Raw genomic sequence first — 21,249 nt, forward strand, 5'->3', positions numbered from 1 at the left:
TCCAATTGTGTCGCTGCTAGCAACGGGCCAAGTAAACAGTGCCCGTGGAGTGGGTGCCATGGATGGGATTGGGGAAATCGATGACGTGGGTCTCCACATCAGGAAAGACTTGTTTGAGGTTGTTCGTGAAGTCATCTGTGGGATGGCCGTCAGCCCACATGGCAAAAATGCCGCCAGAGTGAATTTTATTCAGCATGTGACGTAAGCCATCGGGTTGGTAGAAGCCGCCGTGAGAGTCATGCAAGAGAAACTCAGGGGTGTGGTCGATATCCAAGAGGATGGCGTGGTATTTGCGATTCGGGGCTTCAGGGTCAAAAGAGGTTTCTCCAGAGGCGGCGCGAGCGGTCTTGAAGAAGTCTGCATGGATGAGGCGGCAACGCGGGTCTTCGCTGATCCCTTTGCCGAGAGGAACAAGCCCTTGCTGATGCCATTCTATGACTGGCTTGAGATAGTCTACGATGAGGAGGGATTGGATGCAGTCGTGGTCCAAAGCCGCACGTGCGGTGTAGCCAAGGCCAAGTCCGCCGATGACGATGTCGAGTGGTTGCTCTTTCCCAAAGGACTTCTGGGCCGCAGCGAGGCCGAGTTTGGAGAGTTGTTCCTCGACCTCAGTGAAAAGGGAAGACATGAGGAACTCGGTGCCAAGAATGATCTCGTAGATTTCGAGGTTGTCTAGCGTCGCCATCGTGCGGCGGCGCAGGATGAGATCCCCTAGCGGGGTGGGGCGGAAGTCGAGTTCCTGGAAGAATGGGTGCATGGTTTGTGGTGGGGAAAGTAAAAGGCCTCAAGTGGAGGAAACCACGTGAGGCCCTTTTTACTAGATTATTCATAGCCGGAAGATTATTCCTTAGTTCCAAATACAGGTAGAGGCTGGAAAATTTTAGCGACGTCTTGCTCGACGGATTTGCCAATTTTTCCGTCGTTAGCCCATACGACCTTACTAGTTTGGGGATCAATGATGGCTACTTGAACGAAGGAAATATCTGGCTCCCACATCACGAAAGTGCCCATGGTCGCGACGGCGACGATGGCAGCCTGTCCCAACTGCTTGCCTGTGTTGACGTTTCTGGAGAAACCGTGGATCAGCAATATGTACTGGTTTTGTGGTAGTCCTAGATTTTTGATTTCAGGATAATCTACATCCTTGAGTTTCTTGGACTTTGTATCATGGGAGAATACTCGGCTAAAGAGTCTGTCTGCGGTGAGCTGACGGACTTTGGTAGGTGTGGCGCCATTCTTTTTTACATAATAGGGAGTAGAGAGGAGGTCGCCTTCATACTGGCTGGGATTGTTACTAACAAAGACCTGCGTTGTGTCTGGTAGTGTGAGGCCGATGCTTTGGTAGCCGGATTGTGGGGCATAACCTTTCTCTCTAAGTTGGAGCTTAGCCGAGTTATGAACTTGATTCATTAGCTTGTGGGATTGGTCAGAGAGTAGGTTTTCCACTCTTCCTTTACCGTCCTGTAGAGCTGAAGCGTCAGCATTTACGCTGACTGATTTGTATTGCTGATTAGCATAGAAATCTGTGTAGATTTTTTGCGGAGTTGCACAGGAGGCACAGAGAAGGGCAACGGCAGCTGCCGCGAGATAAGATAGCTTTGACATACGGAGAGATAGAATTTCCATCGGCAGTCGCCTGACAAGTTTTTTATTGTTGCTTTGGATGCCTCGGGGCTTGATGGGGGCGCATGAGCGAGAAGCTGGAGATTCTGTACCGTGATGAATGGATGTGTGTGGTGGATAAGCCTGCGGGCTGGCTAGTACATCCTGCGGATGAGCCTCAAGAGGGGGACTTGGTGGCGATGAAGGTATTGCGTGACCAGATCGGAGAACGAGTGAATAGCGTCCACCGTCTGGACAGGCCGACCTGTGGGGTCTTGCTTTTTGGTATCGAGAAGGAAGCGACCCGTAAGTTACATAAGGCGCTGGAGCGGCATGAATTTGAGAAAACCTACCGTGCGATTGTCAGTGGGGTCCCTGAACAGCAGGAGTGGGAGTGCCGTGAGCCGATTCAAAAGAAAGAGGGCGCTCCAGTGCGGGATGCTTGGACGAGTTTTAGGGTGTTAGAAATCAGGGTGGTTGATGGGGAGCATTTTTCTCTGATAGAAGCTGTGCCGCACACAGGGCGCTTCCATCAGATACGCAGGCACCTGCTCCATGCCGGATTACCTATTGTAGGGGACTATCGTTACGCTGGCATGGAAAGAAGCGATCACTTATGTGATTTGTTAGGAGTCGGGACCCGGATGCTCCTGCAGGCATCTAGGTTGGAGCTGGCGCATCCTATGAATGGGAAGGTTCTTAGTATTAAAGTAAAAGGGGTCATGGGTTTTGGCTCTCTTCCTGCCTGATAGGTCTTGCTCAGTCGTCCTGAATTCAATAAGAGATCTGATAGATGGAAAACCCTTATCAAGCACCAACGGCCTCTGCTGAACCGACCTTTGTTCTGAATAATCCTACTCAGGCTAATTCACCCTATGGTCCAATGAAGGATCATACCGGAATATCTAGGGTCTGTATGGTGTTGCTAGGCTTGTTTGTATTATTAGGTGTCACTTATTGTGTTTACTCCCTCAAGTTGGCAGGTGATATGGATGCTGGAATTAATCCATTTCTTACTCCTGCAGGAATGCTGGATGAACAGGTTTATGATACTTATATGGCGATGAGTAGAGGGATCTCCCTGATGTTTATTCTTATTGTTGTCTTTTTTTGTATTTGGACAAACCGTTCGATGAAGAATGCTTGGGCTGTACCAGGGTTGTTGACTAAACCTACCGTGACACCCGGCTGGGCTGTGGGATGGTACTTCATCCCTATTATGATGCTTTTTAAACCACTGAGCGGGATGCAAGAGATATGGTCACGTACTTTCAGCGGTGCCAGTCACAAGGGCTTGCTAAATGTATGGTGGTTGACTTGGATCATTGGCGGAATTGTACAGCGCATGAATCGAGCCACCGAGAATGATAGTCTTAGTGAGATTTCAAGTGCAACATACGCAGAGGTAGTTGGCCTCATACTTGTTATAATAGCTGGGGTATGTCTGATGGCGATTGTGTATAAGGTGACCAACAAACAAGCCGAGCTTTGTCGTAGTTATGTGGGCGATGCCACGAACAGTCTTTAGCCGCTGTCAGCAATGTTCCTTGTGTATTCGTGGATTGGCTGGAGAATAGCGCCATGGATTTTAACAATGTAACAGCTCACGCCGTAGGTAATGTGTATTTCGATGGTAAAGTCGTCTCTCACAAGATCACGATGGAAGATGGATCTGCCAAGACTATGGGAGTGATTCAGCCTGGTAGCTATCACTTTGATACTGTTGCCGCAGAGCGTATGGATATTACTGCCGGTGAATGCAAGGTGACCTTGGATGGTTCTGAGGAAAGCTCTGTCTACAAAGCAGGCGAGTACTTCAATGTGGATGCAAACTCAGGCTTCACCATCGAGGTGGCCGAGGGCAATGGACAGTACGTCTGTAGCTATCTCTAATTCCTATGGATCTTAAGCCGGGTAAATATCGCCATTTCAAGGGCATGGAGTACTTGGTGCTCCATGTCGCGCGCTGTAGTGAGACCATGGAGGAATACGTGGTCTATCAGGCTCTCTATGGTGACCAGGGAATCTGGATCCGACCATTGAAGATGTTTACCGAGACTGTGGAGCGTGATGGCAAAGTGACGCCCCGTTTCGCATTCCTTGAGGAGTAGCGATGATTCCAGGTAACTGCCAGATGAACGGTTCATGTCAACCTCTCGCCCTGATTGAGCAAGTAAGTGGGATTGAACTGATTTTTTTGACAGGAACTAGTGTGATCTTGGTTATTCCACTTTGGTTTATCTGTAAGAAAGCTGGTTATTCTCCTTTGATCTCATTATTGGCATTTTTCCCGCCATTAGGGCACTTTGGATTGCTGGTTTTTCTAGCGCTTACCAAGTGGCCAATACTAAGAGGAGAGGAAGATTAAGCGGCTTTGATTGTTTATAAAAATAATAACCAGAAAGTTAGGATATAAGTTGTGGAAGATGTAAGTCAGTATTATGATAGTCAGACCATGGACGGACGAAAGTTAGCGGCCGCGTTTTGCAAGTTTGACGCAGCCAATGATCAAGACCCCCGCAAGATCACCGTGGATGGCGAAGAACAGTCTCACGAGACCTGGTATGCCCGCAGACTCACTGATTGGGTGATGCGTCTCGATCCTGACCCTTCCGAGTCACTGCTGCTTGCGTCGCGTTGCCAGCACATCTGTCGCTGGCAAATCCCAAGGAGTAACTATCCAGAGGGTCGCGCCGGTTATTTAAAATGGCGTGAAGAGCTGAAGAAATTTCATGCAGAAAAGGCGGAGGAAATCCTGCGCGAAGTAGGCTATGACGATGAGACTCTTGCTCAAGTCAGAGAGCTGAACCTGAAGAAAAATCTGAAGAACAACCCGGATTGCCAGACTCTGGAGGATTCCCTCTGCCTGATTTTCCTGATTCACCAATTCGATGCTCTCATCATGAGTACCGACGAGGAGAAGATGATCAAGATTGTCCAGAAAACCTGGGCGAAAATGAGTGAGAGAGGTCAGCAGGAAGCACTCAAGCTATCCTATTCAAGCCAAGCTAAGGATATGATTGAGAAAGCACTCGCTGCCCCCCATTAGAGGTCGATCAAACTGTGCAATTTCTCCCCCGTCTGGAATTCCGGGCGGGGGATTTTTTCTTCCCTTATTTTACTGGAAAGGTTTTTTGAGCTTCTTTGAAGCACGCTTCGGCCATCTCCAGACAGGCTTTGACCTGACGGTGTTTAGCGTTTGGAATGACTTGGGTGGTGAGATTGCTGAAGCGTTTCTTTTTCAGCTCCTCTCTGAATAGTTGAAACCACTCAAGACGTGTCATGGGAGCTTGAGGGAATGACTTCACTGTATCTTTTTCTCCACAGGACAGAGCGAATGGAATATCTTTGGCTCTGCGGTTGATTTCAGCCCATGGACCACCAGTTGCCCAAGAGCCAGCGGAATGGGCGGAGAGCCCACCTACCAATGTGGGTTCCTGAAAGGTGAAGCGGTGGGCAAATTGTGCACCAGCGGAGTATCCGTGCACGAAAATCTTGTCGTGTAGCTTGTACTGTGTGGAGAGTTCTTTGTGGAGTTGGACCACTTTACGGGCGTGCTCCCCATTTCCAGCTTGATAGCCTTTGTCAAAGGTGGGGCCGATGACGATGCAGTCGAGCCTTTTCGCCCACGAGCTTACCCCGCATGCCCTTTTACCGTTTCCATTGAGGGCATGCACTCCCACTACCAGCCAATAGGTCTTATCGGCTTTGATGGTTTCCGGCGTATAGATGTAGCAATCCTTGCCGTCAGAGTCTTTGATGATTTCTTCACCAGATAAGGCGAAGAGCGTGCTGAGGTAGAGCAGGGTCAGAGAAAATGCGAATTTCTTCATGAATATGGATGTAGGTTAAGATCGGGCTATTACCAGAATCCGTGCTTGGCGTGAATGAAAATAGCTGGCATTGCTCTGGACATGCCTGATTACACGACGCTCAAGGAACTGGTGAATATCGATTCTCCCTCTGGTTTCACCCATGATGCATGCGACTACATTTTCGACCTGCTGAAAGGAATGGGATATGCCCCAGAGATGACCAATAAAGGCGCCGTGCGTTGTGCATTTGGCAAGGAGCCTAAGCTTTCCATAGCAGCTCACGTGGATACTCTTGGGGCCATCGTGTCAGGAATCAAAGGAGATGGCACGTTGGCTTTCTCGACCATCGGAGGCTTGTCCCTCACGGGGGCAGAAGGTGAGTATGTGCGTATCTGCACCTTGGATGGGAAGGTGCATACGGGAACCATTCTCTTGAATGATCCGTCCTCTCACACCAACAGGGAAAAAGACTCTACCAAGCGTTCTTTGGAGACGATGCATATCCGCCTGGATGAGATCGTCTTTAGCAAGCAGGATGTGAAGGATCTCGGTATTAGTGTGGGTGATCTTATTTGTCTCTACCCACGTTACGAGGAGCTTGAGAATGGCTACATCAAGTCCAGATTTCTGGATAATAAGGCTGGCTGTTTTGTGCTCTTTGAACTGGCGAAACGTTTTCAAGGCAAGGATGTACCGGTAGAGATTTTCTTCTCCAACTTTGAGGAGGTTGGTCACGGTGGTACCGTGGGATACTCCGAGGGTATAGAGGAGTTGTTAGTGATTGATATGGGGGTGCTAGGCGCCGCCTGTGAAGGTACGGAGCTGAGCTGTTCTATTTGTGCGAAAGACTCTACGGGGCCTTACGACTTTGAAATGCGTCGCAAGCTAGTTGGCTTGGCGAAGGAAAAGAACATCCCATACACTCAGGATGTCTATCCTTACTATGGTTCCGATGGTTCGGCAGCATTGCGAGCTGGCCTCGATTTCCGTGTAGGACTTATCGGTCCAGGTGTCGCCGCCTCACACAGTACGGAGCGTGCCCACAAGAAAGGTATCGAAGCTACGATCGATCTCTGCGAGGCCTATATCGAGCAATTTACCGCTTAGAGTTTAAACTCAAGGCCGGTGATGAAGAGGATATCGTTGCTATCACGGCCTTCAGCCGGGGTGTTGTCATAGGTGTCAGTCAGAACGGCCTTGAGGCTGACACTGTGGTTGAGGGCGTGGTCGAGCCCGATCTTGGAGGTCAGGATGTAGTTGGAGGGGTCTTTGGCTTCACCACGCCAGCTGACTCTGGCGAACAAGCGGGTGTCCTCCGTGAAATGCTTGTCTGCCTTGAAGCTGATGTAGGGGGCGAAATAGGTATTAGTCTCATCTTCTTGCTTCTCGTAAACAACGGATGGACCGATCTCTAGAGAGGCAAAGTCCTTATCATTCTCGAACAGGTATCTGCCTAAGTAAGGTGTGAGAGCGATCCGGTAATCCAGGTCTGCCAGGTCATCATGATCTACATCGAGCCGGACACCGGCGAACCATGGCTTGTCGAAACTGTACTGGCTGTGAGCGTCGAGACCAGCTGTCTGGGCAGTAGTTTCACCCTCGGTCTGGCTGAAGTTGGCACTGAGGCCAAGAGATGTTTCCGCGAATTCAGTCTTCCGCTTGGCCAGGATGCCAGTGGCGAGAGATTTGGAGTTGGTATTCCCCGAAGCATAGGAACCACCAATGAGACCGGTGATGATCCAGTTGTCACTGTCGAAGCCCTTGTTTTTGTGTTTGGAATTCAGATTCTTGATTCCCTTGCCATCCGGGTCAAAGGAATAGCCCAGGCCTAGGATGATGAGTTGATCGTCCGATTTGGAATCCGTCTCTCCATAGTGGATGGACTTGGCGGCCAGGCGGACTGACCATGGGCCGTAGAGAGCGGACTCGACCCCGGCTTCGGCGGTGTAGATGGAGTTCGAGAAATCGCCGAGCTCACCGGTCATTTTAAGGGATTGGAAGAGACGGGTTCCTTCGTTGATTTGCCAGCTGAAGTATTGGGCGGCTTTAAAGGCGGCGTAGGAGCTGGAATCACCATCACGTTTTTCAAAGATCACACCGGGACCTACCTCGACACGAAACTTGAAGCGCTCATTGTCGATGAAATGATAGCCCAGCAGAAGGTTGGTGCCATTACGGTAATCGATTCCCGCCATAGGGTCGTAGAGAAAGTCGTTGGAGATAGCGGCATACCAAGGAGAGTTTCTGAAGTCACGGGAAGCAGTGAAGGTGTTTGTGATGGACTCATGGGATTTTACTCCTTCATCCTCGCCGTAGATGGCGTCGAACTCGTTTCTCAGCTCACAAAGTTCGAATTCGTAGGAACTATCCAGACCTAGGCTGAACCGTAGAGTGTCTGAGTTCCCCGAGCTCAAGCTGATGCCGAAGTCTCCATCATGAGTCCATGACTTTTCTGCTGCGAGAAGTGGTCCACAGGAGAGGCAGAGGCTGGTGGCTGAGAGGTAAAGCGCGCGCATGGCTTGTGAATGGAGGGTAGAGCGCTGAGATTCAAGTGGAAACAGGCTGGAATTTTTCTGTGGCTCTTGTTCACTGGCGACATGAAGTGGATGGACTCCGTGAAATGTGTGCTGCTGGGCCTGTGTGTGCTGGCGAGTTCCTGTGCACCTGTAAGGCTACAGCAATACCGTACAGATCACGATGTCCAGGAAGTAACGAGAATCTCGGATGCTCCGCGCAAAGAGTTTGCCAAGAAGTCTCAGTTTGTCCGCAAACCGCAGCAGCAAGGTAGTTTGTATTTCGGTGTGGTGGAGTATGATGACAAGGGCTTTCTGCATGACCGAGCCCAGGCGGATGCTGTGCTGGAGAGAATTCGTAAGGTGCATCAAGATATGCGCAGGAATGGAGATCAGCGGAATCATCTCATCGTGCTGTATGTGCACGGCTGGCAGCACAATGCCAAGTATGAGAATGGCAACCTACGAAGCTATGCGGAAACCATGGAGAAGTGGGTGGCGGACCACATCGCTAAGGGGCAGCATGTGACGGCTATCTACGTAGCCTGGCGAGGGAAATCGAGTGTGTCGCCTCTCGGTACGGAGTATTTGACCAGCTTTTGGAACAGGAAGTCAGCCAGTGTCAATGTGGGTATCGGCCAGCTACCTGAGTTTCTATCCAGAGTGGAGTACTTGGCGGATCGTTACAACCGCTCCACATCCAAGGTGCAAGGGAATGGCTCTGCTACAGTATTACCTAACAAGAAACAAGGGGTGAGGCTGGTTTCCATTGGCCATAGCTTTGGGGCTTCGGTGCTGCTGAATGCCATCTACCCGGTGACCATGCGCCGACTCTCAGAGGCCATGGAGAAAGACCGTGGACTCGTGAAAGCCTACGGTGACCTGGTGGTGCTCATTAATCCAGCGGTGGAGGCGAACCGCTTGGCTCCGCTGCGAATGCTGTCTGATCTCTATGGCAGAGAGAAAGGTTATCTGGGGGGAAGGAGCCCACAGCCTCCTAACATCGTCATCCTCTCGGCTAAGAATGACTGGCCAAACTTTCTGGCATTTCCGGCGGGACGCTGGATCGGAGAATTTAACATAGCCTCGAGCAACCTTACGATGAAGCGAGGCCTGAAAGACGCGCCATACTACGATCAACTCAAGATGGACCGCATCACCGCTGGCCGTTATCCACCCTTTGCCACGCATCGCTTGAGCAATCCAGAGGCGCTCCCTGGAAAGCTGGTGAAGTTTGGAGAACCAAACTGGATCAAAGCCCAACCAGGCTGGAGCCATCGTTTCACCACATCATCACGCATGACGCTGACTCATCTGGGGAATGAGCATGTGCCGGCCTATGATCCGATCTGGTTGGTGAAGGTGGATGACTACCGGATAATCAATGGGCATAATGATTTCTGGAGCGGCAACTTGTCCGCCTTTGTTGGGGATGTACTTACCTATCGTGTGGGCGGCAGTAAGAAGGGCAGCTTCATTGCTCCTACGATTACGGATACGAGAAAGGTGCCTTTGTTCTTGGATCCGTTCAGGATTCTCTTCCCTCGACCTGAGAAGCAGCGTGAGCGATAAGCTAAGGCTGAGGCCACAGGTCAGGTGCTACGAATAGCGGGCTCTCTATGCTTGGAGAGTATATCATCGTGCAGCGTTTCTGGGAGATCTCGATAATCTCTGTCAGGCTGATGTCAGGCAAGGTGTCCAACCATGTTAGGTCAGGCTCGCAGAGCCAGAGAGGTTTTGGAATCACTCTGGCGGTTGTTTCTTGAGGAAGGTAATCCTCTAGTTCTTTGCAATAAATCCATGGGCGGATACGGCAATCACTGGATGTAAACTCGGGCAAGGTTCTTTGTTCGGCATGCACATGGAAAAAGAAGATGCCATGGACGATTTGCTTAGTCGTGAAAGACTTGATGCCGAAGCGTGTAGACAAAAGCTCACGAGCTGATTCGGACTTGCCAAGTGACAATTGGTGACTGCGGAGGCGGTCCAGTTTCCGGTGGAAATTGTCACGGGCGTTTGGGCCAGGATAGGTCAGTTGACCGTTTTGTTCGAGGGCGAGGTAGAATTTGATGGCGAGTTCCAGATGAATGTTTTCCTGGGTGAGTGTATCAGTGAGAAGATAGTCCAGCTCTCCAAGGGTGATGTTCTCTGGCGATTGTATTTGGATGCTGCTAGACAGAAGTTCATAGCGCTGACTCGACTGAAGGAGTTGGCTGAGAGCGTCTTCATAGAGGTGCCCTAGTTTTTGCCGGAAGTTGAGTGAAGTCACCTGTTCGGGAACTGACAGCGTGTGGCTTGGAAATCGTGCGGCCTCGGGGAGGTCGGTCAGCATCAGAGGGCTCTCGACCAGACTGCGGAGTATATGGGCAGAGTAGAGCGACTCATGGTCACTCTGAATTTTTTCTGCGTGATGAAAGTTCTCCGGCTTCATGTGCTTGGGCAGCTTGGCACAGGAGACATGAAATGTATATAACGGTGCTTAAACAAATCCATGGGCATCCAGCTGAGATAGTTGCTTTCTTGCTACGCAGGGAGGGTTGAAATTTTTCAAAGCGCCTCTAGAGTCGACACATGATCATTCTCCTCTCACCAGCTAAGTCTCTCGATTACGATTCTCCACTGCTGACCAAGAAGTCCACCAAGCCACGTCTGCTGGATGATTCTGAGGAGCTGGTACTGCAACTCCGCAAGTTGTCTCCGGCTCAGATCGGTAAGTTGATGAGTATTTCTGACAAACTGGCCGAGTTGAATGCTGAACGCTATGCGAGTTGGGAAAAGGATTTCTCCAAGGATAACGCCCGTCAGGCAATCCTCGCGTTCACAGGTGATGTTTATCAGGGTATGGAGTTGAGCGATTGGAGTGCTGATGACTTTGCTGCTGCACAGAAACAGATCCGCATTCTATCCGGCTTGTATGGTGTATTGCGTCCACTGGACCTCATGCAGGCCTATCGTCTGGAAATGGGAACCAAGCTGGAGAACAAGAGAGGAAAGAACCTTTACGAGTTCTGGGGTAGCAAGATCACTGAGATGCTGAACAAAGATCTCAAAGCCAGCGGGTCAGACCTCGTGGTGAATCTTGCTTCTAACGAATACTTTAGTTCCGTCAAAAAGAAGGAGCTAATCGGTGAGTTGATCACTCCTGTCTTCAAGGACGAGAAGAACGGAACCTATAAGATCATTTCATTCTACGCCAAGAAAGCACGTGGAATGATGGCAGATTTTATTGTCAGGGAAGGTGTTTCTGATGTCGCCGGTCTCAAAAAATTCAAGACCGCTGGATACAAATACAGTGCGAAAGATTCCAAGGGTAATGAGCTGGTCTTCCTGCGCAAGGAGCAGAAATAGTCTTGTTCCCTCAAGAAGTCTTACCAAGAAAAAAGCGCACCTCCAACAAGGTGCGCTTTTTTACGAATGGGAACGAAGGTTATCTCGCCAAGCCGGAAGCTCCAAGCCCAATAAAAAACAAGATCATCATCAGATATACCGAAATGATGATGATCGCCATGATACTAACAAACTTCCAAAAACCTCTTTGTTTGTCCAAGGCGGTTTCCAGATCGATGCTCTCGCGCGATTGCATCAACTTGTTAATCGAAGAACCATATTGCCAGAGTAGTACACATGGGTAGATGTAGAGGGCTGACATGGCGAGATAGATCACGCCGATGCCAACACCGAATCCACCTCCGATGGTGTTTCCCATACTAAAGATGCCGATGGCTCCCAGGATCATGAAGCCAGAACCGATGAAGCCGAGTATGGAGAGGAATTTTACCCAGCCTTTGGTGCGGCGAAGCATGTCGATGGCCAGATCACTCACTCTCGTATTCTGAGTTGCAGCGGGGTCTGCGCTTGGAGTTCCGTATGGGCTGGGGCTGTAGGGCATAGTTTGATTCATGCTAGAGTTCTAGGGTGGTGAGTGCTGAGGGTCAATGTGATTTGATTTGAGGTTTCTTTGAAGAATGTGATAGAGTGCGGCATGTTTTTGTTTAAGCGTGTTCATGTGTTGTTGGGTAGCTTGTTGCTAAGCTTCAGTTTCTTGCAGGCTGGGGAGGATGTCGTCTACAAGGATGGTGATACAGAGTTGCAGGGCTATGTGGCTGTGCCGGACAAAGTAGAGGGCAAGGTCCCTCTGGTGGTGATTGTGCATCAGTGGATGGGTTTGACGGATTACGAGAAAAGCCGGGCAGAGCAGTTAGCCAAGTTAGGCTATGTCGCCTTTGCTGTAGACATCTACGGGAAGGGCGTGCGCCCCGCAAACCGAGCTGAAGCTGGTAAACAAGCAGGCTCTTATAAAGAGGATCGAGCCTTGTATCGCCAGAGATTGAACGCTGGGCTTACGGTGGCTCTCAAGCAGCCGAATGTGGATGCTAGCAGGGTGGTCGCTATCGGTTATTGTTTCGGCGGTACGGGAGTGATCGAGCTAGCCCGAAGTGGGGCAAACATTGCCGGAGTGGTTAGTTTTCACGGTGGCTTGGATTCTCCTGTGCCTGCGGATGGAGGAAATATTAAATGCAAGGTGCTGGCTTGCCACGGGGCTGACGATCCCTTCGTGAAGCCTGAGGATCTGGCTGCCTTTGAAAAAGAAATGCGTGATCATCAGGTAGACTGGCAGCTCATCAAGTATGGTGGTGCCGTGCATTCATTTACCCAGAAAATGGCGGGCGATGATCCTAGCAAAGGGGCTGCCTACAATGCGCAGGCGGATGAGAGAAGTTGGACACACATGCTGGACTTTTTTAAGGTGGCTATGGGTAAATAGAGAGACATGCACCGCTTCTATCAGATTGCTAAAGACGCTTGGATCTCATGCCGCATGGTGTGGCATGAGTTCAAGAATGAGCGTGTCAATTTCATAGCAGCTGGTGTGGCGTTCTATCTATTGGTGGCTTTGGTTCCTGGCTTGGGGGCGATCATGGCCATTTATGGATTGGTGGCTGACCCAGTGGATGTCGAGCGCCAGATACTCTCTATGCATACAGTGTTACCTGAAGATGTGATGTCTATTCTAAATAAAGAGTTGAAGAGCATCACGGGTGACAACAAAGCTGCGGGATGGGGTGTACTCGTAGGTATAGCACTGGCATTATACGGAGGTAGCAAGGCGATGTTGGCAATAATTACTGCAATGAATGTTGTCTTTCACCGTCCAGATGGGCGCAAGTTTTTTAAGAAACGCTTGGTTGCTATTGTGCTTACCATTTGTGGTATAGCCTTTTTCTCCTTGATGGTAGGTTTATTGGTTGGGGTGCCAGCAGTCGTTGCTTATCTAGATCCTGGCTGGGGGACGAAGTTTATGATCGCGGTGATGAGGTGGATGGTACTGCTAGGAGTGATGATGCTCTGGATGTCCGTGATTTTCCGTTTCGCACCCTATCAGCGAAGCGTGAAATGGAAGTGGATCAGCTGGGGGACATTTACGGGGACGATGATGTGGATGATCGCCTCCGCCGGGCTCACTTGGTACGCCGCGGCATTCAGTAATTTTAACAAGACCTACGGCTCACTAGGGGCGATTGTGCTACTCCTTTTCTGGTTTTACATGACAGGCTTCTCCCTCATGGTAGGTGCCAGAGTGGACGCGGTGAGGGAGACGGTGACAGATGCTGAGGAAGATGAATTAGGGAGTATCTGAGATATCTACAGATTCATCAATGACCCAGTGTGAACCATGGCGTTTTACAGGTGTGCAGGTGGCTTTCAGGGACTGGAACTTGTGGGTGTATGGAACGCGGATGAGGATGAGGTTTTTGCCTTTTTTGAGTTCAGCGCTCACTGGATCAGTCGTCCAGTAGAACTCCTCGTCGGTGAATGGGATTTCTTGCGGTGGCTTGTGCCAGGTTTTGTAGGTGTAGCGTTGGGTGTTAGGAGCATTCCACTTGGGAGGTGTAATCTCTTTGCCGTTGATCCATACCATTCCGCCGTTGCTATCCCACTTGCCTTGAGGAGGGATGCCACTCGACCTACGCTGCGAGCGTGCTGGAGTGTCAAATCCGATGCGTAGGTGTACCGTGCGGTCACTATCTACCTTGAAATAGGTTTTCATGTACATGGTGCTAGAAACCGGGCAATGCCAGTAGGGGAGGCCTGGTGTAGTTCCTCCGAGCGGTTTCCAGTTGAGAGTCTTGCCTGAGGTCTCATATTTTTCAGCTTCAGGTTGTGTCTCTGGTGCAAAGCTCTGGTCCCACGGAGTGTCTTTGGCGTGTGGGAAAGGACCGACTACTTGCCATTGTATGGCGGTTTGTTTTACCCATGGGAAGGGAGAGTTTGCGAAGAATCTAGACCGATGGTCAGCCATACGGTTTTCGAATTCGTGCAGGTAGTTCCACGCGCTTGTGCCACGCAGGGGAGTAGTATTCATGAACTGTTTGGCCTCTTGCTTTCTTCCTAGCCAGAGACTTTCCGAGAAAGCCAGTAGAGTCGGCCATACCGGGCTGTGCCTGAAGATATTCTTTTTATCATCGACTCTAACATCTGGCCACATGCAGAGCTCACCACCGATGTTTCGCTCTGATCCTGCGGCTACTCCGCAAGCTTGCCAGAAGAAGTATTTCTGAGGCAGCCATTGGGCGTCTCCAGAGTTCAAATAGCCAGCACCTGAATCGAGGATTGGGTTTGGAATGGCCTTCATGTCACCTTTGTAGGCGTTGTCACCCCAAGGCTGGAGAATGGTGGATGTGTCCGCAGGAGTGAGACCTGGTTTCCAGAGGATGGGGATACGCTTATGTGAGCGCACTCGGTCAGTCATGCGTTTGATGAAGCCTTTCGGATCCTTGATGTGCACTTCGTCTGCGCCAAGGTGAAGGTGCGGGCAATCTTCTGCAGGAATCTCTAAGCACCACTCATCGATGAGCTTCTCAAGGATAGGAAGGCTCTCGGGTGTGCCCATTTTGAAACCGAAGGCCTTGGTGAAGTACTCTGAGTGGCCAGGCATATCCAGTTCAGGGATGATGGTGATGTGACGTTCCTTGGCGTAGGCAATCACGTCACAGATTTGATCGTAGCTGTAAGTTGCCTCAGGATCCCTGCCCGGTCTGCGGAACTGAGGATCGTTTAGCTGAGGGTAGGATTTGCATTCAATGCGCCAGGCTGGATTGTCTGTGAGATGCCAGTGAAAGTGATTCAGCTTATATTGGGCAAAACGATCTAATTGTTCCTTGAGTGATTCCACTGTCTGGAAGTTACGGCCAGTATCATGCATGAAGGATCGGATCTTGAAGGCCGGGTAATCGGTCACCTCACATGCAGGTAGACTTAGCTTACCATTCTGATTATGCAGCATCTGGCGGAGTGTTTGTACTGCATAGAATGCCCCTGCGGCATCATGGCCAATAATGGAGCATGAGCTTGAAGTCACCTTGAGTTGGTAGCCTTCAGGCTGGGTGACGGACTTCGGATCGATTGTGATGGTGAAGTCTGCATCTGAGTTCACAGAGGGCTTGGCGCTGACTGCGAATGCTTTCAGAGCTTTCTGTAAATCCATGGAAGCTGACTGAGCGGAGACATGGCAGGCGATAGTTGGCGATGCTGGTAGATCAAATGACTGGCCATTTTCCCACGAGACTGAGACGGGATGGGGAATGAGTGAGACTGGTGCTGCTTCTAGTTGTTCCAATGTATGTGGGGAACCAGCCCACTCTTGGGCTTCGAGAGTGGGAGTAACGAGAAACAGGCTCAGAATGAGTGATAGCGATTTCATGAGTGGAGTGTAAACAGGTCTGTGCTGTGGAACTATACTTGGAGTATTTAATCTGTATTACAAGGATTGGGTTTCCCGTTGTGTCATATTGGTGTTGATGGGGGTAAAAAAAAGCCCGCCTAGTTGGCGGGCTTTTTCAGGGTTGGTGGTATGAATAAAAGGATGCTTAAGCTTCCAAATAAATGAGGCCGCCCTCTTCTTTCACCACAAAAGTCTGTAGTGAAATGGAGGGATCTGAGAGGCATTCACCTGATTCCAGGTTATAGCGGTGTTTGTGCAGCGGGCAGGCTACAAATGGAGTGCCATTTTCGTCTCCGGTGATGCCGCGTGATAGCACCATGCGCTGGTTTTGCGGGTTCAGGTTCTGGACCGCATACCAGGTCTGTAGAGTGGGCAGGCGGAAGATGGCGATCTGTTGTTCGCCAATCTTGACGCAGGTACCTAGGTGGAGAGGAAAGTCTTCGACACTACCAACTTTAATCAATGTGCTTGTCGTCATGGTTTGGAATTAAGCGTTAACAGGTTCTTGTTCGGTGGCCTCGTTGAGACGGGCAGGGCAGATCTGGCCGCGAACGTCTACGAATTTGACTGTCTCGTCTGTGTCTTCGGTATTCGAGAAGGCCTTGAAGCGTTTGAGTTTCTCTGGGTCATCGATGGCATTTTTCCATTCACACTCGTAAGTATTGATGAGGTGCTGCATCTGGGATTCAAGTTCCGTTGCGATACCCAGTGAGTCATGGATGACGACGTCCTGCAAATGCTGGAGACCACCCTCGAGCTTGGTCATCCAAGTGGACGTGCGCTCAAGTTTATCAGCCGTCTTGATATAGTACATGAGGAAGCGGTCTATGTATTTGATCAAAGTTTCACGGTCGATATCGGTAGCGAAAAGGTCAGCGTGGCGTGGGTTCATGCCGCCGTTACCGCAGACGTAGAGGTTCCAGCCTTTCTCGGTTGCGATGATCCCGAAATCTTTCGAACGGGCTTCGGCGCATTCACGGGCACAGCCGGAGACCGCCGACTTGATTTTGTGAGGAGAGCGTATGCCGCGGTAGCGTTTTTCGATATCGATGGCCAGGGTTGTGGAGTCTTGAACTCCAAATCGGCACCAGGTGGAGCCAACACAGGACTTTACTGTGCGAAGCGCCTTGCCATAGGCGTGGCCGGATTCAAAGCCAGCATCCACCAGCTCTTTCCAGATGAGTGGGAGCTGATGTACGCGTGCCCCTAACAGATCGATTCTCTGGCCACCTGTGAGCTTCATGTAAAGCTTGTACTTCTGGGCGACTTGTCCAATGACGATCAGTTTCTCCGGTGTGATCTCACCACCCGGGATTCGGGGAATGATGGAGTAGGTTCCATCCTGCTGAATGTTCGCAAGAAATGCATCGTTGGTGTCCTGAAGAGGTGTATGATTGAGTATGGGGTCATTGTGGACGGAAGCTAGTATGGATCCTACTGCTGGTTTGCAGGTCTCACAGCCAAGCTTGCCATTGCCATGCTTGGAGATCAGTTCGTCAAATGTTGTGATGCCTGTAGCGCGGACGATCTGGTAAAGGTCGGTCCGGGAATGAGCGAAGTGCTCGCAGAGATTGTTAGAAACTTCTACGCCAGACTCTTTCATTTTGGCTTTGAAAAGGTCGGTCAGCAGAGGGACACAGCCACCACAGCCTGTGCCTGCTTTCGTGCAAGCTTTCAGCTCTCCTACAGAGGAACAGCCCCCTTCTATAGCAGAGCAGATCTGACCTTTGGTGACAGCCTCACAGGAGCAGATTTGGGCTGAGTCAGGAAGGTCTGTTGGCCCCATGCCGACTGGGGCGCCATCACTTGCTGGAAGAATGAGTTGGATGGGCTCAGGCGGGAGCACGATCTCGTTCTGATACATCTGCAACAGGGAACCATAGGCTGAGGCGTCGCCTACGAGAATACCGCCGAGGAGTTTTTTGCCGTCGTTAGAAATGACGAGCTTCTTGTATAGCTTGGCGTGTGGGTCGTTGATCACGATATCACGCGCACCGGAGCCTTCTGGAGCTTCAATGCTTCCGAAGGAGGCAACGTCCGTACCGATAAGCTTGAGCTTGGTGGACATGTCAGCACCTTCAAAGCTGGCATCTTTTCCAGTCAGGAGATCGGAGACCGCATCTGCCATCTGGTATCCTGGTGCAACTAGGCCATAAATCATGCCGCCGTAGAGAGCGCATTCACCGATAGCAAAGATATTAGGATCACTTGTGAGGAGGTAGGAGTCGACCTCGATGCCGCCTCGCTCGCCCACTTTGAGTCCAGCTTCTCGCGCCAGTTCGTCTCTGGGGCGGATACCGGCGGAGACGATGATCATGTCAACGCCGAGAGAAGAATCGTCGGCAAACTCCATTTCGCGAACCCGATCTTTACCTGCGATGTTCTTAGTAGCTTTGGAAAGGTGAACCTCAATGCCGCGGTCTTCAATGATGTCCTTTAGTAGATTGCCTCCTGCGTTGTCCAGTTGGCGTGGCATGAGTCGAGGAGCAAACTCGACGACGTGCGTTTTTAAACCAAGATCCTGGGCAGCTTTGGCCGCTTCCAGTCCGAGTAGTCCTCCCCCGATCACTGCACAGGTCTTGCTTTTTTCAGCGTAGGCCTTGATGGCATCGAGGTCTTCGATCGTTCGGTAGACAAAGACGCCTTCCTTATCGATGCCTGGCACAGGGGGAACGAAAGCAGATGAGCCGGTAGCGAGCACGAGTTTATCGTAAGTAACTACTTTGCCGGTGGCTGTGATGACGCGCTTGCCTTCCCGGTCGATGTGCGTGGCTTGCTCACCGATATAGAGTTCGATTTCGTTTTGCTGATACCACTCCAGCTTGGCCATGGAGAGGTCTTCTGCTGTCTTGCCCGCAAAGTACTCGGAAAGATGGACCCTGTCATAAGCTGGACGAGGCTCCTCGCAGAAGGTGACGATTTGGAAGCGCTTGTTTGTGTCTTTGCTGATTAGACGTTCGCAGAACTTGTAGCCCACCATGCCATTGCCAATGACGACGATTCTTTCTTTCGCTTCACTCATAACTCGTTTTCCTTTCGTTGGTTCAGTGGATGTTGAGCATGCGCCGTGCCATCTCAGTAGTTCCTTGATGAATGGGATTCATGATTTTCATCGCTTGGGTTGTGATTGAGCGGCATGGAGTGCAAAAGCCCGCCAGTAGAAGCGGGCTGAGATATTTGTATTTAGAATGAATAGTCTAGCTGGATAGAGAACTGAGACACGTCATTGCTGAAGTTGCCATCAGCAGAATCATCGCCAAAGAAATAGGCCCACTTGGCGACCAGTTTAGTAGAGTCGCAAAGTTTCTTGGCAGCAACAGCATCAAGCTCCCAGCCATAGAACTGGTCGAGAGAGTCATCATAGAATGCATGGGCAGTGGTGGAGACAGCAATGTCACCAGGAGCTTTTGTGGATACTCCCAGGTAGAGGTCAGTGAGGCCATCCCATTGGCTTGGCCCTGAGGTGAGGCCCAGACGGTCATTGATGAAGACATCCGCAAAGCCATTGAAGGCGTGTACGGTGGCAAGCGGCGTGACGAAGTCCTCTGTTAGGTGCTCGGTGCCTGCGGTGATAGTGAGGCTGGAAATTTTCTTTTTGAAATTTAGGTGGCCGTAAAGGGCTGTGAAATCCTCCTGTGAACCTGCTTCCGTCTGGTAAGCAAACTCTGCGTGGTAACTGCCGTGTTTAAACTTTAGGTCAGTAAATGATCCGAATGTGTTGCTGCTGGCTCTGGCAAATTGCCTTTCAGAGAAATCCATCAGGTAGACGTATCCATGCAGTGAATGTTCCCCCAATTTGTAGCTGCCATTGAAGAGGTGAGCGTCTCCCTCAAGAGCTTCGACAGCACCTTTGCCATCGAGGCCGAAGATGCGGTTAACCCGATTCAGGTAGGCGTATTTGAACTCCAGTGAATCGAGGGAATAGCTTGCGAATGCTGCGTCGAAGCTCTGCTCATTCTGGCGCCATCCTACGTTGCCGATAAATGCGGCGTTGTCGAAAATAATACGCTGGCGACCTGCGCGAATCAGGTAATCCTCTGTCTTATACTGGAGGTAGAGCTGGTTCAGTTCGTGGTTCTCAGGGTCACCAATGGGAGTGTTTCCCGGGACATAGGGGTCAAACAGGGCTGACTGGGGGGTGCCAACTTGATAGTCCTCGATAAAGGCGAGTGTGTGCTCGGACTGCACGAAGGCCGCAAGCCCAATGTCTCGGCCTAGTTGTATACCCGGGCGTAGACGCAATGTCCCAGCGTAGGAGTTGTCGAGACCTTGTTGATTCCGTTGTTCGATGCGGGCACGGGCTTCCAGAGAGAAGGTGAACCAGTCGTGGTTCTCACTAGTTACTGGGTCTTCAGCTGTGCCAGCAAAGCAGGAGCTGGTACCCAGTAGGCTGAGGAGGAGAGGCTTATAGTTCAGGTTGGTCATGCTAGTGCATCAGCAGAGGATATGCCACTGCGTTCGCATGCATTGCATGATCATTATGAAATCTAGTCATGCCAATGTCAGCCTAGGCCTCAACAGTGGCAGTAAGGTGTTCTCTGCAGAAGTCGATGAACTCTTCCTCGGCGAGGGAGAATGTTTTATTCCCTCCGGAGAAGACGCCCCACTGGCGTTGAGGCGGCGGAGACGAAATAGCGTGCTCGATCAGGCTACCATCCTCGAGCTCTTTTTTAACCACCCAGCGAGGGATGATGCCAACGCCGAGACCTTGCTTGGTCATTTCTTTGATGGCCTCCATATTGCCAAGAGCCATTGGCTGGAAGTGTTGAACGACGTGTTCACTGAAGTGGCGGGTAATGAGGCGTTGTGTCTCGCTGCTTGCGGAGTAGGAGATGAGACGAACTTTCGAGAGGTCTTTTTTCTCCGTTGGGTCCAACTTTGTCCATGGGTGGTCTGGCGCTGTGATGAAGCAAAGGGTGTCGGCTGCCAGTGGCGTAAAGGTAAATTGAGGATCGTTCGGGGCGAGATGGATGCCAAATGCTAGATCCATTTCTCCATTCTTGATCATGCGCTGGACCTCAGCCGTGTCGCCAAGATGGATAGAGACTTCACACTTCGGATACTTTTCCCTGAAGTCTTTGATCACTTGAGGAAGAACATGCTGGCAAATGGAATCCGGCGCACCGATGCGTAACGAGGAATAACCCCAGCGCTTGAGGGTATCGAGCTTGGTGAGGCATTCTTCCAGTTCTCGGATGACTCTCTTAGCGTGATGTAGAAAGACTTCGCCATAGGGCGTGAGGATCACTCGTTTGCCCATGCGTTCGATGAGCGGGCTGCCGAGTTGTTTCTCTAGGCTCTTGAGTGAGTGGCTGACAGCAGACTGGGTGATGAAACAGCGCTTGGCTGCCGTCGTGAATGAGCGGGTTTCCTCCAGAGCGATGAAAATTTTCAGCTGTCTGATTTCAGGTAAATTCATGGAACTATCTTGTCGTGTACAGGTAGAGAGAAGCTGTGGCTGGAAGTTTGTATAGGTAGATATGAATCAAGAAGCAGTTGGCGTACCACGTTTATTCATATTACGGAGAAAAGGTTTCAGCTCCTGCTGGACTCAGGATGCAAGGCGGCACAGGGCTTTGACGGTGGTATTAGCGGG

The 21,249-nt window shown here is 50.7% G+C and carries 22 protein-coding genes; 11 read left to right on the plus strand and 11 right to left on the minus strand.

All coding sequences use genetic code 11. The features are described 5' to 3' along the window. Positions 1–16: 16 nt before the first annotated feature. Positions 17–757, minus strand: coding sequence for a polyamine aminopropyltransferase (locus tag BUB27_RS14115; RefSeq protein WP_143184507.1), 741 nt, complete (start codon positions 755–757; stop codon positions 17–19). An 83-nt stretch (positions 758–840) separates the two neighbouring features. Further along, positions 841–1,605 (minus strand): hypothetical protein, encoded by a 765-nt coding sequence (locus tag BUB27_RS14120; protein WP_143184508.1) that lies wholly within the window; start codon positions 1,603–1,605, stop codon positions 841–843. Between the two features lie 83 nt (positions 1,606–1,688). On the opposite strand from BUB27_RS14120, the gene BUB27_RS14125 reads away from it, so the two are divergent. From BUB27_RS14125 to BUB27_RS14150, 6 genes are all read left to right on the plus strand, one after another. After that, a complete protein-coding gene (locus BUB27_RS14125; RefSeq protein ID WP_143184509.1) occupies positions 1,689–2,351 on the plus strand; it encodes a pseudouridine synthase in 663 nt (220 codons plus the stop codon). A gap of 44 nt (positions 2,352–2,395) precedes the next feature. Then, positions 2,396–3,130, plus strand: coding sequence for a DUF4328 domain-containing protein (locus tag BUB27_RS14130; RefSeq protein ID WP_143184510.1), 735 nt, complete (start codon positions 2,396–2,398; stop codon positions 3,128–3,130). Positions 3,131–3,183: 53 nt separating this feature from the next. Further along, the gene (gene ppnP / locus BUB27_RS14135; protein WP_143184511.1) at positions 3,184–3,495 is read left to right on the plus strand and encodes a pyrimidine/purine nucleoside phosphorylase; all 312 of its coding nucleotides are present in this window, start codon (positions 3,184–3,186) and stop codon (positions 3,493–3,495) included. Positions 3,496–3,500: 5 nt separating this feature from the next. Then, positions 3,501–3,713, plus strand: a complete 213-nt coding sequence (locus BUB27_RS14140; RefSeq protein WP_143184512.1) for a DUF1653 domain-containing protein — start codon at positions 3,501–3,503, stop codon at positions 3,711–3,713. Positions 3,714–3,715: 2 nt separating this feature from the next. Further along, positions 3,716–3,970: a hypothetical protein gene (locus BUB27_RS14145; protein ID WP_200797133.1), complete on the plus strand. Its 255-nt coding sequence runs from the start codon at positions 3,716–3,718 to the stop codon at positions 3,968–3,970. Positions 3,971–4,057: 87 nt separating this feature from the next. After that, positions 4,058–4,651, plus strand: a complete 594-nt coding sequence (locus tag BUB27_RS14150) for a DUF4202 domain-containing protein (protein ID WP_143184513.1) — start codon at positions 4,058–4,060, stop codon at positions 4,649–4,651. Positions 4,652–4,715: 64 nt separating this feature from the next. Here BUB27_RS14150 and BUB27_RS14155 read toward each other — a convergent pair whose 3' ends face one another. Next, entirely contained in the window at positions 4,716–5,435 is a 720-nt protein-coding gene (locus BUB27_RS14155) for an alpha/beta hydrolase (RefSeq protein ID WP_143184514.1), read from the minus strand. Between the two features lie 54 nt (positions 5,436–5,489). Here BUB27_RS14155 and BUB27_RS14160 point away from each other — a divergent pair, with 54 nt between their 5' ends. Beyond that, a complete protein-coding gene (locus BUB27_RS14160; RefSeq protein WP_200797134.1) occupies positions 5,490–6,524 on the plus strand; it encodes a M42 family metallopeptidase in 1,035 nt (344 codons plus the stop codon). Here BUB27_RS14160 and BUB27_RS14165 read toward each other — a convergent pair. After that, positions 6,521–7,933, minus strand: coding sequence for a DUF481 domain-containing protein (locus BUB27_RS14165; RefSeq protein ID WP_143184515.1), 1,413 nt, complete (start codon positions 7,931–7,933; stop codon positions 6,521–6,523). The genes BUB27_RS14160 and BUB27_RS14165 overlap by 4 nt on opposite strands. An 81-nt stretch (positions 7,934–8,014) precedes the next feature. On the opposite strand from BUB27_RS14165, the gene BUB27_RS14170 reads away from it, so the two are divergent. Further along, the gene (locus BUB27_RS14170; RefSeq protein ID WP_143184516.1) at positions 8,015–9,502 is read left to right on the plus strand and encodes a hypothetical protein; all 1,488 of its coding nucleotides are present in this window, start codon (positions 8,015–8,017) and stop codon (positions 9,500–9,502) included. A 1-nt stretch (position 9,503) separates the two neighbouring features. On the opposite strand, the gene BUB27_RS14175 is transcribed toward BUB27_RS14170, so the two are convergent. Next, positions 9,504–10,361, minus strand: a complete 858-nt coding sequence (locus BUB27_RS14175; RefSeq protein ID WP_143184517.1) for a DUF1853 family protein — start codon at positions 10,359–10,361, stop codon at positions 9,504–9,506. 140 nt (positions 10,362–10,501) lie between these two features. On the opposite strand from BUB27_RS14175, the gene yaaA reads away from it, so the two are divergent. Further along, complete coding sequence (yaaA, locus tag BUB27_RS14180; protein ID WP_143184518.1) at positions 10,502–11,278, plus strand: peroxide stress protein YaaA; 777 nt, start codon at positions 10,502–10,504, stop codon at positions 11,276–11,278. Between the two features lie 79 nt (positions 11,279–11,357). On the opposite strand, the gene BUB27_RS14185 is transcribed toward yaaA, so the two are convergent. Further along, the gene (locus BUB27_RS14185) at positions 11,358–11,831 is read right to left on the minus strand and encodes a hypothetical protein (RefSeq protein WP_143184519.1); all 474 of its coding nucleotides are present in this window, start codon (positions 11,829–11,831) and stop codon (positions 11,358–11,360) included. Positions 11,832–11,912: 81 nt separating this feature from the next. Here BUB27_RS14185 and BUB27_RS14190 point away from each other — a divergent pair, with 81 nt between their 5' ends. Next, a complete protein-coding gene (locus tag BUB27_RS14190; RefSeq protein WP_143184520.1) occupies positions 11,913–12,695 on the plus strand; it encodes a dienelactone hydrolase family protein in 783 nt (260 codons plus the stop codon). A 6-nt stretch (positions 12,696–12,701) separates the two neighbouring features. Then, positions 12,702–13,568, plus strand: a complete 867-nt coding sequence (locus tag BUB27_RS14195) for a YihY/virulence factor BrkB family protein (protein ID WP_143184521.1) — start codon at positions 12,702–12,704, stop codon at positions 13,566–13,568. On the opposite strand, the gene BUB27_RS14200 is transcribed toward BUB27_RS14195, so the two are convergent. From BUB27_RS14200 to BUB27_RS14220, 5 genes are all read right to left on the minus strand, one after another. After that, positions 13,554–15,632 (minus strand): beta-N-acetylhexosaminidase, encoded by a 2,079-nt coding sequence (locus tag BUB27_RS14200; RefSeq protein ID WP_143184522.1) that lies wholly within the window; start codon positions 15,630–15,632, stop codon positions 13,554–13,556. The genes BUB27_RS14195 and BUB27_RS14200 overlap by 15 nt on opposite strands. Positions 15,633–15,798: 166 nt before the next feature. Continuing rightward, positions 15,799–16,131, minus strand: a complete 333-nt coding sequence (nirD, locus tag BUB27_RS14205; RefSeq protein WP_143184523.1) for a nitrite reductase small subunit NirD — start codon at positions 16,129–16,131, stop codon at positions 15,799–15,801. A gap of 9 nt (positions 16,132–16,140) precedes the next feature. Further along, the gene (gene nirB / locus BUB27_RS14210) at positions 16,141–18,675 is read right to left on the minus strand and encodes a nitrite reductase large subunit NirB (protein WP_143184524.1); all 2,535 of its coding nucleotides are present in this window, start codon (positions 18,673–18,675) and stop codon (positions 16,141–16,143) included. 161 nt (positions 18,676–18,836) lie between these two features. Then, a complete protein-coding gene (locus BUB27_RS14215) occupies positions 18,837–20,078 on the minus strand; it encodes an alginate export family protein (RefSeq protein WP_143184525.1) in 1,242 nt (413 codons plus the stop codon). Positions 20,079–20,160: 82 nt separating this feature from the next. Next, positions 20,161–21,072: a LysR family transcriptional regulator gene (locus BUB27_RS14220; protein ID WP_143184526.1), complete on the minus strand. Its 912-nt coding sequence runs from the start codon at positions 21,070–21,072 to the stop codon at positions 20,161–20,163. Positions 21,073–21,249: the final 177 nt, after the last annotated feature.

Source organism: Rubritalea squalenifaciens DSM 18772, assembly GCF_900141815.1.
Classification (GTDB): Bacteria; Verrucomicrobiota; Verrucomicrobiia; order Verrucomicrobiales; family Akkermansiaceae; genus Rubritalea; species Rubritalea squalenifaciens.

Bases quoted from the DNA above. Each gene is read 5' to 3' on its own strand.
- BUB27_RS14115 (WP_143184507.1), bottom strand. From the start codon at position 757: ATGCACCCATTCTTCCAGGAACTCGACTTCCGCCCCACCCCGCTAGGG.
- BUB27_RS14120 (WP_143184508.1), bottom strand. From the start codon at position 1,605: ATGTCAAAGCTATCTTATCTCGCGGCAGCTGCCGTTGCCCTTCTCTGT.
- BUB27_RS14125 (WP_143184509.1), top strand. From the start codon at position 1,689: ATGAGCGAGAAGCTGGAGATTCTGTACCGTGATGAATGGATGTGTGTG.
- BUB27_RS14130 (WP_143184510.1), top strand. From the start codon at position 2,396: ATGGAAAACCCTTATCAAGCACCAACGGCCTCTGCTGAACCGACCTTT.
- ppnP (WP_143184511.1), top strand. From the start codon at position 3,184: ATGGATTTTAACAATGTAACAGCTCACGCCGTAGGTAATGTGTATTTC.
- BUB27_RS14140 (WP_143184512.1), top strand. From the start codon at position 3,501: ATGGATCTTAAGCCGGGTAAATATCGCCATTTCAAGGGCATGGAGTAC.
- BUB27_RS14145 (WP_200797133.1), top strand. From the start codon at position 3,716: ATGATTCCAGGTAACTGCCAGATGAACGGTTCATGTCAACCTCTCGCC.
- BUB27_RS14150 (WP_143184513.1), top strand. From the start codon at position 4,058: ATGGACGGACGAAAGTTAGCGGCCGCGTTTTGCAAGTTTGACGCAGCC.
- BUB27_RS14155 (WP_143184514.1), bottom strand. From the start codon at position 5,435: ATGAAGAAATTCGCATTTTCTCTGACCCTGCTCTACCTCAGCACGCTC.
- BUB27_RS14160 (WP_200797134.1), top strand. From the start codon at position 5,490: ATGAAAATAGCTGGCATTGCTCTGGACATGCCTGATTACACGACGCTC.
- BUB27_RS14165 (WP_143184515.1), bottom strand. From the start codon at position 7,933: ATGCGCGCGCTTTACCTCTCAGCCACCAGCCTCTGCCTCTCCTGTGGA.
- BUB27_RS14170 (WP_143184516.1), top strand. From the start codon at position 8,015: ATGAAGTGGATGGACTCCGTGAAATGTGTGCTGCTGGGCCTGTGTGTG.
- BUB27_RS14175 (WP_143184517.1), bottom strand. From the start codon at position 10,361: ATGAAGCCGGAGAACTTTCATCACGCAGAAAAAATTCAGAGTGACCAT.
- yaaA (WP_143184518.1), top strand. From the start codon at position 10,502: ATGATCATTCTCCTCTCACCAGCTAAGTCTCTCGATTACGATTCTCCA.
- BUB27_RS14185 (WP_143184519.1), bottom strand. From the start codon at position 11,831: ATGAATCAAACTATGCCCTACAGCCCCAGCCCATACGGAACTCCAAGC.
- BUB27_RS14190 (WP_143184520.1), top strand. From the start codon at position 11,913: ATGTTTTTGTTTAAGCGTGTTCATGTGTTGTTGGGTAGCTTGTTGCTA.
- BUB27_RS14195 (WP_143184521.1), top strand. From the start codon at position 12,702: ATGCACCGCTTCTATCAGATTGCTAAAGACGCTTGGATCTCATGCCGC.
- BUB27_RS14200 (WP_143184522.1), bottom strand. From the start codon at position 15,632: ATGAAATCGCTATCACTCATTCTGAGCCTGTTTCTCGTTACTCCCACT.
- nirD (WP_143184523.1), bottom strand. From the start codon at position 16,131: ATGACGACAAGCACATTGATTAAAGTTGGTAGTGTCGAAGACTTTCCT.
- nirB (WP_143184524.1), bottom strand. From the start codon at position 18,675: ATGAGTGAAGCGAAAGAAAGAATCGTCGTCATTGGCAATGGCATGGTG.
- BUB27_RS14215 (WP_143184525.1), bottom strand. From the start codon at position 20,078: ATGACCAACCTGAACTATAAGCCTCTCCTCCTCAGCCTACTGGGTACC.
- BUB27_RS14220 (WP_143184526.1), bottom strand. From the start codon at position 21,072: ATGAATTTACCTGAAATCAGACAGCTGAAAATTTTCATCGCTCTGGAG.